Raw genomic sequence first — 15,125 nt, forward strand, 5'->3', positions numbered from 1 at the left:
GGGAAAGCGACCCAAGGACGGAAGCCGACGATGCCGATGGAAAAGACCTTCAACGCCGCCGAGGCGGAAGAACGCCTCTACGCTCTCTGGGAACGGGCCGGAGCCTTCCGGGCCGGCGCCAACGCGACCCCGGGCGCGGAAACCTTCTGCATCATGATCCCGCCGCCGAACGTCACCGGTTCGCTCCACATGGGTCATGCCTTCAACAACACGCTGCAGGACATTCTCGTCCGCTGGCACCGGATGCGGGGCTTCGACACGCTCTGGCAGCCGGGGCAGGACCACGCCGGCATCGCCACCCAGATGGTTGTGGAGCGGGAACTGGCGAAATCGCAGCAGACCGGCCGCCGCGAGATGGGGCGCGAGAAGTTCCTGAAACAGGTCTGGGAGTGGAAGGGCCAGTCGGGCGACACGATCGTCAACCAGTTGAAGCGTCTCGGCGCCTCCTGCGACTGGACCCGCAACGCCTTCACCATGTCCGGCGCGCCCGGCGCACCCGAGGGCGAGGAAGGCAATTTCCACGATGCCGTGATCAAGGTCTTCGTGGACCTCTACAACAAGGGCTACATCTACCGCGGCAAGCGTCTCGTGAACTGGGACCCGCATTTCGAAACGGCGATCTCCGACCTCGAGGTCGAGAACGTCGAGGTGCCGGGCCAGATGTGGCACTTCAAGTATCCGCTCGCCGCCAATCCCGAAACCGGAAAGCCCCAGACCTACGAATACGTCGAGAAGGACGAGGACGGGAACGTCACCTTCCGCGAGATCCGCGACTACATCTCCATCGCCACGACGCGGCCCGAGACGATGCTCGGCGACGGCGCTGTCGCAGTTCACCCCTCCGATGAGCGTTACGCGCCAATCGTCGGGAAGCTCTGCGAAATCCCGGTCGGGCCGAAAGAGCACCGCCGGCTGATCCCGATCATCACCGACGACTACCCCGACCCGACTTTCGGTTCCGGCGCCGTGAAGATCACGGGTGCCCACGACTTCAACGACTATGGCGTGGCCAGGCGGCACGACATCCCATGCTACCGGCTGATGGACACCAGGGCGCAGATGCGCGCCGACGGCCTGCCCTACGCCGCCGCCGCCGCCGTCGCGATGGAGGTGGCGCGCGGCGACCGCAGCCTGACCGAGGCGGAGGCCGACGCGCTGAACCTCGTCCCCGACGACCTGCGCGGCCTCGACCGCTACGAGGCGCGCGCGCGCGTCGTGGAGCAGATCAACTCCGAGGGGCTTGCCGTGACCACCCTCGTCAAATCCATCGACGACGAGACCGGCGCCGAGCATCTGGAACGGGTCCCCTTCGTCGAGGCGAAGCCGATCATGCAGCCCTTCGGCGACCGCTCGAAGGTGGTCATCGAGCCGATGCTGACCGACCAGTGGTTCGTCGATACCGCCAAGATCGTGGGGCCCGCGCTGAAAGCCGTCCGCGACGGCATGGCGGCACAGGACGCAGGCCACTTCGACGAAAAGGCCGGCTACACCCGCATCCTGCCCGAACGCGACGCCAAGACCTATTTCCACTGGCTGGAGAACATCGAGCCCTGGTGCATCTCGCGCCAGCTATGGTGGGGGCACCAGATTCCCGTCTGGTACGGCCTCGGCATCCATCCGATCGCCTTTGCCGACGACGAGGCCGACGGCGATCTCGACGAGGTGGAGATGTTCCGCCTCCTGCGCGAGGGCGCCTTCGACGAACAGGACCCCGCCGCCTACTGCGCCGCGACCTTCGAGGCTGCCGCCGACATGGCCCGCGACGACCTCGCCGTCCTGCCGACCCCGCTGCACGCGGCCCGCATCGTCGAGGTCGCCGACATGCACGCGGCCATCGCCGCCTTCACGGGCGCGCTCGGCGAATACGAGGTCACGCAGGACCCGACCCGCCTCATCTACCCGGTCTGGCGCGACCCCGACGTGCTCGACACCTGGTTCTCCTCCGGCCTCTGGCCCATCGGCACGCTCGGCTGGCCCGAGGACACGCAGGACCTCAGGAGGTATTTCCCGACCGACGTCCTCGTCACGGGCTTCGACATCATCTTCTTCTGGGTCGCCCGGATGATGATGATGCAACTGGCCGTCGTCGGGCAGGTCCCCTTCCACACCGTCTATGTCCACGCCCTCGTCCGTGACGAGAAGGGCCGGAAGATGTCGAAGTCCCTGGGCAACGTCATCGACCCCTTGGCGCTCATCGACGAATTCGGCGCCGATGCCCTGCGCTTCACCCTCGCCGCGATGGCCGCGATGGGCCGCGACCTCAAGCTCTCGAAGGACCGCATCGCCGGCTACCGGAACTTCACCACCAAGCTCTGGAACGCCACCCGCTTCGCCGAGATGAACGGCGCCCTGCACCGGGACGTTGGCGGGACGGAGAACCGACCCGAAACCGACGCGAAACATACGGTCAACCGCTGGATCATCGGCGAAACCGCGCGCGCGCGCATCGCCGTGGACGAAGCGCTGACCAGCTATCGCTTCAACGACGCGGCAAACACGCTTTATGCCTTCGTCTGGGGCAAGGTCTGCGACTGGTACGTGGAATTTGCCAAGCCCCTGATGGACGGCGAGCATGCGGCCGAGACACGCACCACCATGGCCTGGGTTCTCGACCAGTGCCTGATCCTCCTCCATCCGATCATGCCCTTCATCACCGAGGAGCTCTGGGGCCAGACCGGCGCGCGGCCGAAGCTGCTCGTCCATGCCGATTGGCCGACCTATGGCGCTGAACTCATTGACGAAAGCGCCGACCGCGAGATGAACTGGGTGATCGGCCTCATCGAGGAAATCCGATCTGCCCGCGCCCAGATGCACGTGCCGGCCGGCCTCAAGCTGCCCATCGTCATGACCGGGATGGACGCGAAGGGCCGCGCCGCCTGGGCCGCCAACGAGCCGATGATCACCCGCCTCGCCCGGCTCGACGGGATGACCGAAGCCGCCGCCCCGAAAGGCGCGATCACCATCGCGGTCGAAGGCGGCAGCTTCGCGATCCCGCTCGAAGGCGTGATCGACATCGCCGCGGAAAAGGTGCGCCTTTCCAAGACGCTGGAGAAGCTGGAGAAGGACATCGCGGGCCTGAAGGGTCGTCTCGCGAACCCGAAATTCGTCCGGAGCGCGCCCGAGGAGATCGTCGGGGAGACCCGCGAGAAACTCGGCCTGGCCGAGGAGGAAGCCGTCAAGATGAGGGCCGCCCTGAAGCGCCTCGCCGACATCGGCTGACGCTTTCATTGTGGCCGAAATACTCCGGGGGTCCCGGGGGGCAGCGCCCCCCGGCCCTCAGGCGAGGTCGGACGGCGCCAGAGGGGGCGCGTCGTCGTGGCGCGGCACCGTCTGCCGTTCGATCTTGCGGGTGACCTTCGGCGGCTCTGCCCCCCGGTGCAGCGCACGGATGGCCTTGTGCACGGCGTCGTCCGCCTTCGTTCGCCGGGCAAGGTGGCGGGCATAGTCGACCCAGGTCGGGACGTAGTACTTCTCGCTCCACACCTCAGGCCGCTCAAGATCGCGCAAGAGCGCCCAGCGCCGCGCGCCGTCGCGGAGGCGGATGCGGCGGCGCTCCTGCATCAGCGCCAGGAACTCCGGCACATCGTCCTGGGCAATCTCGTAGTCCACGATGACGAAGATCGGCCCGCTGCGGGCGCGCAGGTCGATCTGCGGCTCCGCCGCGGTGACAAGCCCGAGGGGCGTCAAGTCGACCTCGCCGAAGTCCGAGACGCGGAAGACCCAGCCGGCGAGCGCACCCGCCACCAGCACGGCCGCCGAAATCCCGAAAGCCACGGCAATGCCGGCCTCATCGGCGATCCCGCCCCAGGCCCAGGCGCCCGCGGCGAGCCCGCCGAAGGCCGCCATCTGGTAGAAGGCGAGTGCGCGGCCCAGCACCCAGCGCGGGGTGGAAAGCTGCACCGTCGTATTGAAGAGGGACAGCGCGAGCACCCAGCAGGCCCCCGCGAGCACAAGCGCCGGGATGACGGCCCAGGCGACCGGCAGAAGCGCCAGCACGGCGGCGGCGAGGGCGAACCCGGCAAAGCCGATTTCCACGACCCGTTCGTTGCGCAAGAGCGCCCTGAACCAGGCGTTCATCAGCGCCCCGCCGATCGCCCCCACCCCGAAGCAGCCGAGGAAGACGCCATAGGTGACGGCCGTGCCCTCCATCGTGTCGCGCGCATAGACCGGTAGGAGCGCGAGGATCGACGAGGCGCCCGCGCCGAAGAGTGCCGCGCGCGCCATCACGCGAAGAAGTGCCGGCGACATCGCGAGGTAGCGGAACCCCGCGCCGATCGCCGGCGCGACGCCCTCGCGCGGCAGCGTGAGGTCGCGCTCGGGCACCCTGAGGCGGACGATCCCGAGGATGAAGGCGACATAGCTTGCCGCATTGACCGTGAAGGCCGCCGCCGCGCCCGCCGCCGCGACGATTGCGCCGCCGAGCGCCGGTCCGACCGACCGCGCGAGGTTGAAGCCCATGGAATTCAATCCGACCGCACCCGGCACCTGCTCACGGGGAACGATGTCGCCGACCGAGGCCTGCCACGCAGGGTTGAAGAGCGCCCCGCCGCAGCCGATGAGGAAGGTGAGCGCCAGGAGGAGCCATGGCGTCAGCCACCCCGCCCAGGCGACGACCGCGAGCGCGACCGAGACCGCGAACATGAAGGCCTGCGCCAGAAGCATGATCCGACGCCGGTCCAGACTGTCGGCGAGCGCCCCGGCCACGAGCGCGAAGACCATGATCGGCAGGGTGTTCGACGACTGCACGAGCGCCACCATCGAATGGCTCTCGGTCATCAGCCCCATCGCCCAGGCGGCGCCAACGCCCTGGATGAGCGAGCCGAGGTTCGAGACCTGGCTGGCGAGCCAGAGGTCCCGGAAGGTCCGGTTGGAGAAGGGCGCGAGGGTGGTCGGGACTGCGATCTGTCTTCTCCGGTGATGCGGCGGGCCCCTCCTTTCTCGCCCGCCCCGGGCCGTGCCGCAAGGGGCGGCGAAGGCGCTTGCCCGGCCGGCCGCTTTCTGCTTCTCCTCGCGTCATGACCGGACCACGCTACACGCCGCTTGCCCTCGGCCTTCCCGCGACCGTGCCCTTCGTCGGGCCCGAGACGCAGGAGCGCGCCCGCTTCCGCCCCTTCGCCGCCCGCCTCGGCGCGAACGAAAGCCTCTTCGGCCCCTCGCCGCGCGCCGTGATCGCGATGCAGAAGGCGGCCCGCGATGTCTGGATGTATGGCGACCCCGAAATCCACGACCTGCGCGAGGCGCTTGCCGCCCACCACGACGTCCGGCCGGAAAACATCGTCGTAGGCGAAGGCATCGACGGGCTTCTGGGGTACCTCGTCCGGCTTCTGGTCGACCCTGGCGATCCGGTGGTGACCTCGGACGGCGCCTATCCCACCTTCAACTTTCACGTCGCGGGCTTCGGGGGCGTGCTCCACAAGGTCCCCTATTCCGGCGATTTCGAGGACCCCGAGGCGCTGGCGGCGAAAGCTGCCGAAACCGGCGCCAAGCTCGTCTATCTCGCCAACCCCGACAATCCGATGGGCTCGGCCCATCCGGCCGAGGACATATCGCGGATGATCGGGGCGCTGCCGGAGGGCACGCTTCTGGTGCTGGACGAAGCCTATGTCGACCTTGCGCCCGGGGGTACCGCTCCGGTCATCGATGCCGAAGACCCGCGCGTGATCCGCATGCGCACCTTCTCAAAGGGTTACGGAATGGCAGGGCTCCGCGTCGGCTACGCCATCGGTACGGCGCCGCTCGTTTCGGCCTTCAACAAGATCCGCAACCATTTCGGCGTCGGCCGTATCGCTCAGGCCGGCGCGCTTGCCGCCCTGGCCGATCAGGCCTGGCTCGCCGAAGTGGTCAAGCGGGTGGAAGCGTCGCGGGTGGAACTCGCGCGGATCGCGCGGCTGAACCGGCTTGTCCCCCTGCCTTCGGCCACCAACTTCGTGACCATGGACTGCGGAGCGGACGGCGCCTTCGCCCGCAAGGTGCTGGCCGAGCTCGTCGCCCGCGACATCTTCGTGCGGATGCCCTTCGTCGCGCCGCACGACCGCTGCATAAGGGTCAGCTGCGGCCGGCCGCAGGACCTCGCCCGCTTCGCCACCGCCCTTCCCGACGCGCTCGCCGTCGCGCGCGGCTGACCGCCCGCGTCACCGCAACGTGACTTGCGGCGCGTCACCGCGGATGCTCCGCTAGCACCACAGCACCGACAGGAGACATCCATGCGGAAGACCCTTCTCGCCCTCTGCCTTCTGCCCCTCGCGGCCCACGCGCAAACGACCGACCATTCCGGCCACGCCGCCGCGGGCGCACAGAGCCCTGCGGCAACTGCCTTCGCCGAAGTCAACGCGAAGATGCATGAGGCCATGACGATGGAGATGACCGGGGACGCCGATGTGGATTTCGTCCGCGGCATGATTCCGCACCACGAAGGCGCGGTGGCGATGGCTAAGATCGTGCTGGAGCACGGCAAGGACCCCGAGGTCCGCAAGCTCGCCGAAGGGGTGATTGCCGCGCAGGAGGCCGAGATCGCCTGGATGACGGACTGGCTCGCCAGGCACGGCCGGTGAAGGCGCGCCTCAGCCAGGGGTGAGCGCCGCGGCGGCAGCCTCGAGTGCCCCGTGCCCGTGAGCGATCCCGAGCGCCCGCATCCCGGCCTCCATGACCGACAGGACACCAAGGGTCATGTGCGCGTTCACATGGCCCATATGGGCGACGCGCAGGAAGTCCTCGTAGGCCGGACTGCCCGGATCGGCCATGCCAAGACCGATGCCCAGGGTCACGCCCGCCTCCTCCTCGCACCAGGCGCGCAGCCGCCCGGCCCCGCCGCCGCCGATCCGCGCGGCCGTGACCGACCGGCCGCGATGACCGGGATCGGGGACGTTGAGCGCAATGTCTCCTGCCCGGCCCCAGGCGTCGAATGCGGCCCAGACCGCACCCGCGAGCCGTTCGTGACGTGCCCAGGCGGCCTCCAGCCCATCTTCGTCCAGAAGCATCGTCAGAGCCTCGGCAAGGCCGAAGAGGTGGTGCGTGGGCGCGGTGCCGCAGAAATGCTGCCAGTACTCGACCGGGTTGGCACGCGGCGTCCAGTCCCAGTAGGGCGTCCTTAGGTCGGATCCCCCGCAGGCCCGCAGCGCCTTGTCGGAAAACCAGACGAAGCCGAGGCCAGGCGGGGTCATCAGTCCTTTCTGGCTGGCGGAAACCAGCACATCGACGCCCCATTCGTCCATATGCAGGGGGTCACAGCCGAGCGAGGCGATGGCATCGACAGCGAGCAGCGCCGGATGGCCCGTCGCGTCCATTGCCGCCCGGATCGCGGCGATGTCGTTGCGAACGGACGTCGCCGTGTCGACATGGGTCACGAGAACGCAGCCGATCTCGTGTCCCCGGTCCGCCTCCAGCGCCTCGGCGATCCGCCCCGGATCTGCGGGGGCGACGCGGCCGAAGTCGATGCGGTCCACCCGGACGCCCATCCGCGCCACCGACGCCGCCCAGCCCTCGCCGAAACGTCCGGTGATCGCGCAGAGCGCGCGGTCGCCGCGCGAGAAGAGGTTGGCGTTCGCCGCCTCCCAGGCGCCGTGGCCGTTCGCGATGTAGATCGCCACATGGGCCGTGGTCCGCGCCACGCGCCTGAGGTCCGCCACGATCCGCGCCGTGGTCTCATGGAGCGGCCCGGCGTAGATGTTGGGCGCGGCGCGGTGCATGGCGGCCAGAACACGGTCCGGCATGACCGAGGGGCCGGGAATGGCGAGATAGGGGCGACCGTGTCCGAGACTCATGGGCTCCTCCGTCAGGTCGCCAAGGCGTAGGCGGCGGGCCGCGGAAGGTCAACGCCCCCCGCCATGTCGCCTTGCCTTGCCTCCGTCGAGGCTTTCGGGCTAGATCGGCCCGACCTGCGGCCCCGCCGCGCAAGCCGAAGGCCCGTCGCCCCGTGCCCCCAGAAGGCGCCGCCCCCACCGCAGAGACCTACGGTTCCCGCCGGCTCCTCGCCCGGCTCTGGCGCGACTATTTGTCGGCGCACAAGTGGACCATGGCACTGGCAGCGTTCTTCATGGTGATCGAGGGCTCCACCCTCGGCGCACTCTCCTGGATGCTGAAGCCCTTGTTCGACCGCGTCTTCGTCGCCGGCGACGGGGCGGCGATCTGGTGGGTGGGGGGCGCGATCTTCTCGCTCTTCCTCGTCCGGGCGCTGACGCTGATCATCAACCGCGCGCTTCTCGTGCGCGTCGGTCTGCGCTCGGCCACGGCGATCCAGGTGGATCTTCTCGGCCATCTCCTGACGCTCGACGGACCGTTCTACCAGACGAACCCGCCGGGCGCGTTGATCGAGCGGGTGCAGGGCGACACCGCCGCCGTGCAAGGGGTCTGGTCGCTTCTCATCACCGGGGTCGGGCGCGACCTGATCGCACTGGTCTCGCTCTTTGTCGTCGCGCTCTCCATCGACGTCCGCTGGACGCTGACGGCCCTTGTCGCGGCACCTCTTCTCATCCTGCCGACGGTTGCCGTCCAGCGCTACATCCGCCGCAAGACCGGCTACGTCCGGACCGAGGCCGCACGGCGGGCGACGCGGCTCGACGAGATATTCCACGGCATCGGCGCGGTGAAGCTGAACCGGATGGAAAGCTACCAGCTGTCGCGCTTCCGTGCGATCACGCAGGCCATCGTCCGGGCCGAGACGAAGACCGCCGCCATCCGCGCGCTCGTGCCAGCCCTCATCGACATCGTGACCGGGCTGGGGTTCTTCGGCGTCCTCCTCCTTGCCGGACCGGAGGTCACGGCGGGCGAGCGCACGGTCGGCGAGTTCATGTCCTTCTTCACCGCCATGTCGCTTGCCTTTCAGCCGCTGCGCCGGCTTGGCGACATGGCAGGCGCCTGGCAGACGGCGGCGGCGAGCCTCGAACGGCTCTACCGCCTCTTCGACACGGCGCCCACCGTCAAGGCCGTGGCCGCCCCCGGCCGCCCCCCCGAAACGACGGGCATCGCCTTTGAAGACGTGCATCTGTCCTATGGCGACCATCGGGTTCTGAACGGGCTTACCTTCACAGCCGAACCCGGGCGGACCACCGCAATCGTCGGTCCCTCCGGCGCGGGGAAATCGACGGTCTTCAACCTCCTCACCCGCATGGTGGATCCCAACTCGGGGCGCATCACGCTCGGCGGGGTGGACATCGCGACGCTCGACCTCGCCACGCTGCGGGATCATTTCTCGGTGGTGGCACAGGACGCCACTCTCTTCGACGAGACGATCCGCGAGAACGTCCTCGTCGGCCGCGCGGGCGTGCCCGAAGACGTGCTGCGCGCCGCGCTTGACGCGGCCCATGTCAGTGCCTTTGCCGAGGGCCTGCCGCTCGGTCTCGACACGCCCGCGGGTCCGCGCGGCTCCGGCCTTTCGGGCGGGCAGCGCCAGCGCGTTGCCATCGCCCGCGCGCTCCTGCGCGACGCGCCCGTGCTTCTCATGGACGAGGCGACCTCGGCGCTCGACGCGCAAAGCGAGACGGTCGTGCAGGCGGCGCTGGAGCGCCTCTCGCAGGGCCGAACAACACTTGTCATCGCCCATCGGCTCGCCACGGTGCGCAATGCCGACAGGATCGTCGTTATGGACAGGGGCCGCGTGGTCGAGGACGGCACGCACGAGACGCTGCTGGCAAAGGGGGGGCTTTACGCGGGGCTCTGCCGGCTGCAGTTTTCCGACTGAACGCGACAGGACCGATGCCATGCCCACACCCGGCGAAGCCGCCGCCGACCGCAAGGTCTTCGAGATCACCGGCAAGGACCGCGAGAGCTTTCTGCAGGGCCTCGTCACCAACGACCTCGGCCGGGTGCAGGGAGGGATCGTCTATGCCGCGATGCTGTCGCCGCAGGGCAAGTATCTGGCGGATTTCTTCCTCGTGCCGGCCGGTGACGCGATCCTCCTCGACGTGCAGGCGGGCCTTGCCGAAGGACTTCTGCGCCGCCTCGCGATGTACCGCTTGCGCGCCGATGTGCGAATCGTGCCCTCGCCCTTCCGGGTGTCCCGCGGCCGCGGTCCCGTGCCCGAGGGCGGCTTTGCCGATCCGCGCCACCCGGCCCTCGGCTGGCGGCTCTACGCGGCCGAACCGGGGGGCGCGCCCGCGATCGACTGGGACGCGATCCGGGTGGAGCACTGCATCCCCGAGACGGGGGTCGAGCTCATCCCCGAGGAGAGTTACATCCTGGAGGCGGGGTTCGAGCGGCTCAACGGCGTCGATTTCCGCAAGGGCTGCTATGTCGGGCAGGAAGTGACGGCGCGGATGAAGCACAAGACCGAACTCAGGAAGGGTCTCGTCACCGTCGCCGTCGAAGGCGAAGCACCCATCGGGGCGGAGATCCTGTCGGAAGGCCGCCCCGCGGGGACGCTCTTCACGCAGGCGCACGGAAAGGGAATCGCCTTCCTCCGTTTCGACCGCGCCGGCGGCGAGATGCGGGCGGGCGAGGCCCGCATCCGGATGCTTTGAGCGCTTAGGCGCGCTCGGAATATTCCATGGAATCGGTGTTGACGATGATCGCCTCGCCCTCGCCGATGAAGGGCGGCACCATGATGCGCACGCCGTTGTCGAGGATCGCGGGCTTGAAGCTGTTGGCGGCCGTCTGGCCCTTCACCACCGGCTCGGTCTCGCTGATGGTGCAGGTGACCTTCTGCGGAATGGAGAGCGACAGCGCCTCCTCGCCGTAGTACTGAACCGTCGCGGTCATCCCGTCCTGCAGGAAGGGCCGGCGGTCACCGAGAAGTTCGGCGTCCAGTTCGATCTGCTCGAAGGTCTCGGCGTCCATGAACACCAGCCGGCCGTCGGTCTCGTAGAGGAACTGCTGGTCCTTGTTCTCCAGCCGCACCTCCTCCACCTTGTCTTCCGAGCGGAAGCGTTCGTTGAGCTTGCGCCCGTCACGGAGGTTCTTCATCTCCACCTGGGCGAAGGCGCCGCCCTTGCCGGGCTTCACGTGGTTCACCTTCACCGCCGCCCAGAGGCCGCCGTCATGATCCAGGATGCTCCCGGGACGGATTTCGTTGCCGTTGATCTTGGCCATGGAAGAGAACCTTGACAAAAGGTTGATAATGATCGCGCGGCACCTATATATGCCGGGCCCGTTTCTGGCAATCCGACTAGATACGGTGTTTCCCCAAGGTAAGCCATGCGCCTGCTGCATGACAGTCATTCGTCAGAGGGAATACCGAATCGGGGGCGAAAGGCCATAGACAGCGGAACGCCGGTAAACGCAAGAGCAATAAGAACGGACTAGGAAATGCGCGATTTCGTTGACGGCACCGCATTCAACTACGAGCAAGGCCAGCGGTCGCGAAAGCTTTTCGCGGCGGTCGTTCTGGCGGCGCTCGACGATGCGATTGCCGATGACAAGAAGTATGGCAACGGGCCCGAGCAGATCGCCCGTTGGGCTCGCTCGCGGGATGGCCGCGAGGTTCTGTCCTGCGCCGGGATCGACCCGAACGAAAGGGTCGTGAAGGGCCTGATGGAATTCGTCTCGAAGGGCGTCCGCACCTCCGTCGCGCTGTCGCGCGAGGAAAGCGAGCGCCGTCACGCCGCGGAAGAGGCCGAAGCCGCCTGAGCGGTCGAAAGCACCTTGCTGCCGAAGGAACGCGCCCGAAGGGGCGCGTTTTCCTTTTCGCAGCCCCCGGTTCTCCGCCCTAGTCCAGCCCGCGCGCCTCGAGCGCCCGGTTGATCTCGCGCCGGACCAGCATCCGCACGTTGCGGGTGATCCGCTCGCCCAGGGGGCCCTGAAGCTCCTCGCGGATGATCTCAGCCACCAGATCGCGCAGCATGGCCATGTCGATGACACCTTCGTCGCCAGGGTCAAAGATCGAACGCTCGGCCTCGTCGCCAGCCGGCGCGATGGCCTCTCCGGTCTCCTCGGCCAGCGCCGAGGCGAGGCCCGGCGCATCGCCGGGCCCGATCTCGTCCTCCGGCCCGGTCTCGTCCTCCGGCCCGGTCTCGTCCTCCGGCCAGGTCGCGGGCGCACCGCCGCGGCCCCAGGGCACTTGGTCGGCCGGCACGGCTTGGGCTGCAGTCAAGGTGAGCCGCCGCGGTCCGGCCGGCCGGGGTGGCTCCGTCGCAGCCGCCGCCACAGCGGGCCGAACCGGGCCGCTGTGCACGAAGGCCGGAATCACGAGAGTTGCGGTCGTGTCCTCCACCTCGGAAAGGTCGAAGGGGTCCAGGCTTGCCGCCCGGTCGTCACCGCTGCCTGGGACGGCATCGTCCGGCGCCCAGGCGGACTCCGCCGCAGTCTCATCGGCTTCGGCTACGCCGTCATGCGCATCCCCCGTCGCGGCGGCGATCTCCGCCGCCCGTTCATCGCCGGCGACTACATCGACAGCATCCGCCGGCGGCGCCGCGACCGGCGCGGCCTCCGCGGCGCCGGCCGTCACCGGCTGCGACAGCGCGGCCAACTCCGCGGCTGCTTCCTCCTCGGCGGCCAGATCGACCGCGAAGCTTTCCTCGAAAGCCTCCTCGAGCTCGGCGTCGATCCCCTGGGTTCGCGCGACCTCGCTTCCGTCGGGCTCGAACTCGCCGCCGAAGCCCGCCACGGCCGCCTCGAGTTCCGCGATCGTGCCTTCGAGCGACGCGTCCTCCTCGGCTTGCTCCCAGGTGTCGTCACCCGCCGCCTCGGCCTCGGCCACCGCAGGCAGCGCATCGTCTGCCGCGAAACGTGCGTCGCCGGTCACCGTTTCATCGAGGGGGAATGCCTCGCCGGAATGCGGCTCCGGCGCCTCGGCCTCCGGCCCGGTGGGGAGGTCTGCCCCCCCAGCCACGCCCGCTGCCGGCCCGGCCGCGTCGGGCATGGCCACATCAGCTTCGGCAGCACCCGGCGCGGGCGCATCGGGTTCGGGCGCCCCTTCAGGCGCGACGCGAAGCGCCTCGGTCAGAACGAGCTTGCCGGACTCCGCCGGCGCGGCAGCATCCGTCTGGCGGGCGCGGTCGCGTTCCGCGCGGTGACGGTTGTCTTCGGACACGAGCCGACGGATCGAGGACAGCACGTCCTGGATCTCGAGATTCGTCAGGGGGTCAGGCATGGGCATTCCTCAACCGCTCGGGCCCCACTCTAAGGTGCGCCGAAGCGGTCGACAACCGACGCGCGCACTCAGTTCTTGCCGATGGCCTGCAGAACACGGTCGAGGCTCTTGCCCTGGACCGAGGTCGCCGGCGCATTCTTCACGGCGTTGTAGTAGCCTTCCGGATCGTATGTCGGAATGCCAAGATTCAGATACTCCGCCGTCAGGAGTCCCATAGCGGAAAGAAGTGAATAGTTCGCTATCTGAAGATCGGCTAGCGCGGTGATGCGGGCGGCACGGGCATCGAGCAGTTCCTGCTCCGCGTTAAGAACGTCGAGCGTGGTGCGCGCGCCGAGCTTCGCCTCCTCCTTCACGCCCTCGTAGGCGATGGAGGCGGCCTCGATCTGGCGGTCCGTCGCCGCGATCTGGGCGGCGGCGACCTCGATCCCCGCGAAGGCATTGCCAACGCCCTGCGTGATCGACACGCTCGCCTGAAGCAGGCTGGCCCGCGCCTGATCGCGCTGCGCGATCGCCTTCCGGTGCGCGGCCGAGAGCCTGCCCCCCGCATAGATCGTCTGGCTGAGATCGACCGACGCGACCGCGTCGTCGCCTGTCCCGTCATTGTGGGTGACCGCGACGGATCCGGTGAGTTCCGGCAAACGTTCGGCCGCTGCCGCGGATATCCCCAGATCGGCAACCTTCGCCATGTGCTGGGCCTGCAGGATCGCGGGATGGCGGCGCTGGGCGATGCCGGTTGCCTCCGCCGCGGTCTTCGGCAGCGCCGGCGCGCGCGGGGCCGCGGCAAGCTGTCCGGGGTAGCGGCCGGTCGCGGCCCTGTAGGCTTCCCGCGCGACGGCGAGCTGCCCCTCGGCCACGGCCAGCGACGCGCGCGTGGCGGCAAGCCGCGCCTCGGCCTGGGCCACGTCTGTGCGGGTGACCTCACCGACGTCGAACTGGTCCTGCGTGGCGCGCAGGAACTCGCCCACGACACGCACCGAGTTCTGGTTGATCGCCACGTTCTCCTCGGCGCTGCGCACGTCGAAATAGGCCTGCACGGCGGTCAGGAGCACGTTCTGCTCCACCCCTACCAGCGCCTCGCGGGTGGCAAGCACCATCTCGCGCGCGATGTCGATGCCGAAGCGGTTGCGGCCGAAGTCGAGCAGCGTCATCTGCGCCTGGAGGCCGAGCGAGGCGTCGCGCCCCGTCCGCTGGCGGGTGTCGAACTGCTGGGCTTCCGCCACCCATCGCAGGACGGGCCTGAGGTTGGAGACGGCGCTCGCGACATCCTCGTCGGCGGCCCGGAGCACGGCGCGGTTCTGCTCGAGAAGGTTGGAATTCCGGTAGGCGGAGATCAGCGCATCGGCCAGCGTCTCCGCCCGCGCGGGAAGCGCAGCGATCAGGCCCGCGGCAATGAGCGCGGCGGCAAAAAGGCGGCGGGGCGGATGGCGTCTCATGGTCAATAGTCCCTGTCCCGGTTGCGGTGGCCGCGCAGCGTCGACGCCACCTTTCACGCTCAGAGCGCAAATTCCCGCCGCGCCGCGAAGCCCGGCAGCACGGGCGCGGTGGCGTTGAAGGCGAAGCGCCAGGCGACGATCCCGTCGAGTCTGTGCCCGATGCGGCAGGTGCCGAGCGCGCCCTCCATGAAGACGCATCCGATCCGGCCGCCTTCCTTCAGTTGATCGAGAAGCGCCTGCGGCACCGCCTCGGCCGCCCCTCCGACCACGATGACGTCGTAGGGCCCGTGCTTGGCCGCGCCCTGGGCAAGCGGGCCCTCGATCACCGCGGCGTTGTCGGCGCCTTCGGACGAAAGCCGCGCCTGCGCATCCCGGGCGAGGTCCGCGTCCTCCTCGAGCGCCACGACCGCCTCGGCCATCCGGGCGATCACCGCGGCCGAGTAGCCGAGGCCGCAGCCGACGTCGAGCACGAGGTCGCCGGGCTGGATGTCGAGCGCGTCGAGCATCTTGGCGAGCGTGCGCGGCTCCAGCATGACCCGGCCCGGCGCGATCTCGATGTTGCCGCCGACATAGGCTGCCTCGCGGCTCGCCGCGGGAACGAAGGCCTCGCGCGGGACCGCAAGCATCGCCTCGATGATGGGGTATTTGGTCACGTCGTTGGGGCGCACCTG

12 protein-coding genes are annotated in these 15,125 nt (G+C 69.0%); 6 read left to right on the forward strand and 6 right to left on the reverse strand.

All coding sequences use genetic code 11. The annotated features are described in order from the left end of the window. Positions 1-30: 30 nt before the first annotated feature. Complete coding sequence (locus ACMUOO_RS08880) at positions 31-3,219, forward strand: valine--tRNA ligase (protein WP_301919170.1); 3,189 nt, start codon at positions 31-33, stop codon at positions 3,217-3,219. 57 nt (positions 3,220-3,276) lie between these two features. Here the strand turns inward: ACMUOO_RS08880 and ACMUOO_RS08885 are convergent, their stop codons facing one another. Continuing rightward, positions 3,277-4,902, reverse strand: coding sequence for an MFS transporter (locus ACMUOO_RS08885; protein WP_301919432.1), 1,626 nt, complete (start codon positions 4,900-4,902; stop codon positions 3,277-3,279). A 113-nt stretch (positions 4,903-5,015) separates the two neighbouring features. Between ACMUOO_RS08885 and ACMUOO_RS08890 the strand changes: the two genes are divergently transcribed. Continuing rightward, positions 5,016-6,122, forward strand: a complete 1,107-nt coding sequence (locus tag ACMUOO_RS08890) for a pyridoxal phosphate-dependent aminotransferase (RefSeq protein WP_301919171.1) — start codon at positions 5,016-5,018, stop codon at positions 6,120-6,122. Positions 6,123-6,146: 24 nt separating this feature from the next. Further along, entirely contained in the window at positions 6,147-6,551 is a 405-nt protein-coding gene (locus ACMUOO_RS08895) for a DUF305 domain-containing protein (protein WP_413855036.1), read from the forward strand. A 9-nt stretch (positions 6,552-6,560) separates the two neighbouring features. On the opposite strand, the gene ACMUOO_RS08900 is transcribed toward ACMUOO_RS08895, so the two are convergent. Continuing rightward, positions 6,561-7,760, reverse strand: coding sequence for a pyridoxal-phosphate-dependent aminotransferase family protein (locus tag ACMUOO_RS08900; RefSeq protein ID WP_301919173.1), 1,200 nt, complete (start codon positions 7,758-7,760; stop codon positions 6,561-6,563). 251 nt (positions 7,761-8,011) lie between these two features. Here ACMUOO_RS08900 and ACMUOO_RS08905 point away from each other — a divergent pair, with 251 nt between their 5' ends. Together ACMUOO_RS08905 and ACMUOO_RS08910 are read left to right on the forward strand one after the other, a co-directional pair. Beyond that, entirely contained in the window at positions 8,012-9,676 is a 1,665-nt protein-coding gene (locus ACMUOO_RS08905; RefSeq protein WP_301919433.1) for an ABC transporter ATP-binding protein, read from the forward strand. Positions 9,677-9,695: 19 nt separating this feature from the next. Continuing rightward, positions 9,696-10,454, forward strand: coding sequence for a YgfZ/GcvT domain-containing protein (locus tag ACMUOO_RS08910; RefSeq protein ID WP_301919174.1), 759 nt, complete (start codon positions 9,696-9,698; stop codon positions 10,452-10,454). Between the two features lie 4 nt (positions 10,455-10,458). On the opposite strand, the gene efp is transcribed toward ACMUOO_RS08910, so the two are convergent. Next, a complete protein-coding gene (gene efp, locus ACMUOO_RS08915) occupies positions 10,459-11,022 on the reverse strand; it encodes an elongation factor P (RefSeq protein WP_301919175.1) in 564 nt (187 codons plus the stop codon). Positions 11,023-11,238: 216 nt separating this feature from the next. Between efp and ACMUOO_RS08920 the strand changes: the two genes are divergently transcribed. Further along, positions 11,239-11,559 carry a DUF6280 family protein gene (locus tag ACMUOO_RS08920; protein WP_105513766.1) on the forward strand — a complete coding sequence of 107 codons (321 nt, stop codon included), beginning with the start codon at positions 11,239-11,241 and terminating at the stop codon, positions 11,557-11,559. A 79-nt stretch (positions 11,560-11,638) separates the two neighbouring features. On the opposite strand, the gene ACMUOO_RS08925 is transcribed toward ACMUOO_RS08920, so the two are convergent. From ACMUOO_RS08925 to ACMUOO_RS08935, 3 genes are all read right to left on the reverse strand, one after another. Continuing rightward, positions 11,639-13,021, reverse strand: coding sequence for a hypothetical protein (locus ACMUOO_RS08925; protein WP_301919176.1), 1,383 nt, complete (start codon positions 13,019-13,021; stop codon positions 11,639-11,641). A gap of 68 nt (positions 13,022-13,089) precedes the next feature. Then, entirely contained in the window at positions 13,090-14,454 is a 1,365-nt protein-coding gene (locus ACMUOO_RS08930) for a TolC family outer membrane protein (protein ID WP_301919177.1), read from the reverse strand. Positions 14,455-14,513: 59 nt separating this feature from the next. Beyond that, positions 14,514-15,125: protein-L-isoaspartate O-methyltransferase family protein (locus tag ACMUOO_RS08935; RefSeq protein WP_413855037.1), on the reverse strand; the 612-nt coding region annotated here is incomplete at its 5' end.

Source organism: Albidovulum sp. (assembly GCF_041919395.1).
Lineage (GTDB): Bacteria > Pseudomonadota > Alphaproteobacteria > Rhodobacterales > Rhodobacteraceae > Albidovulum.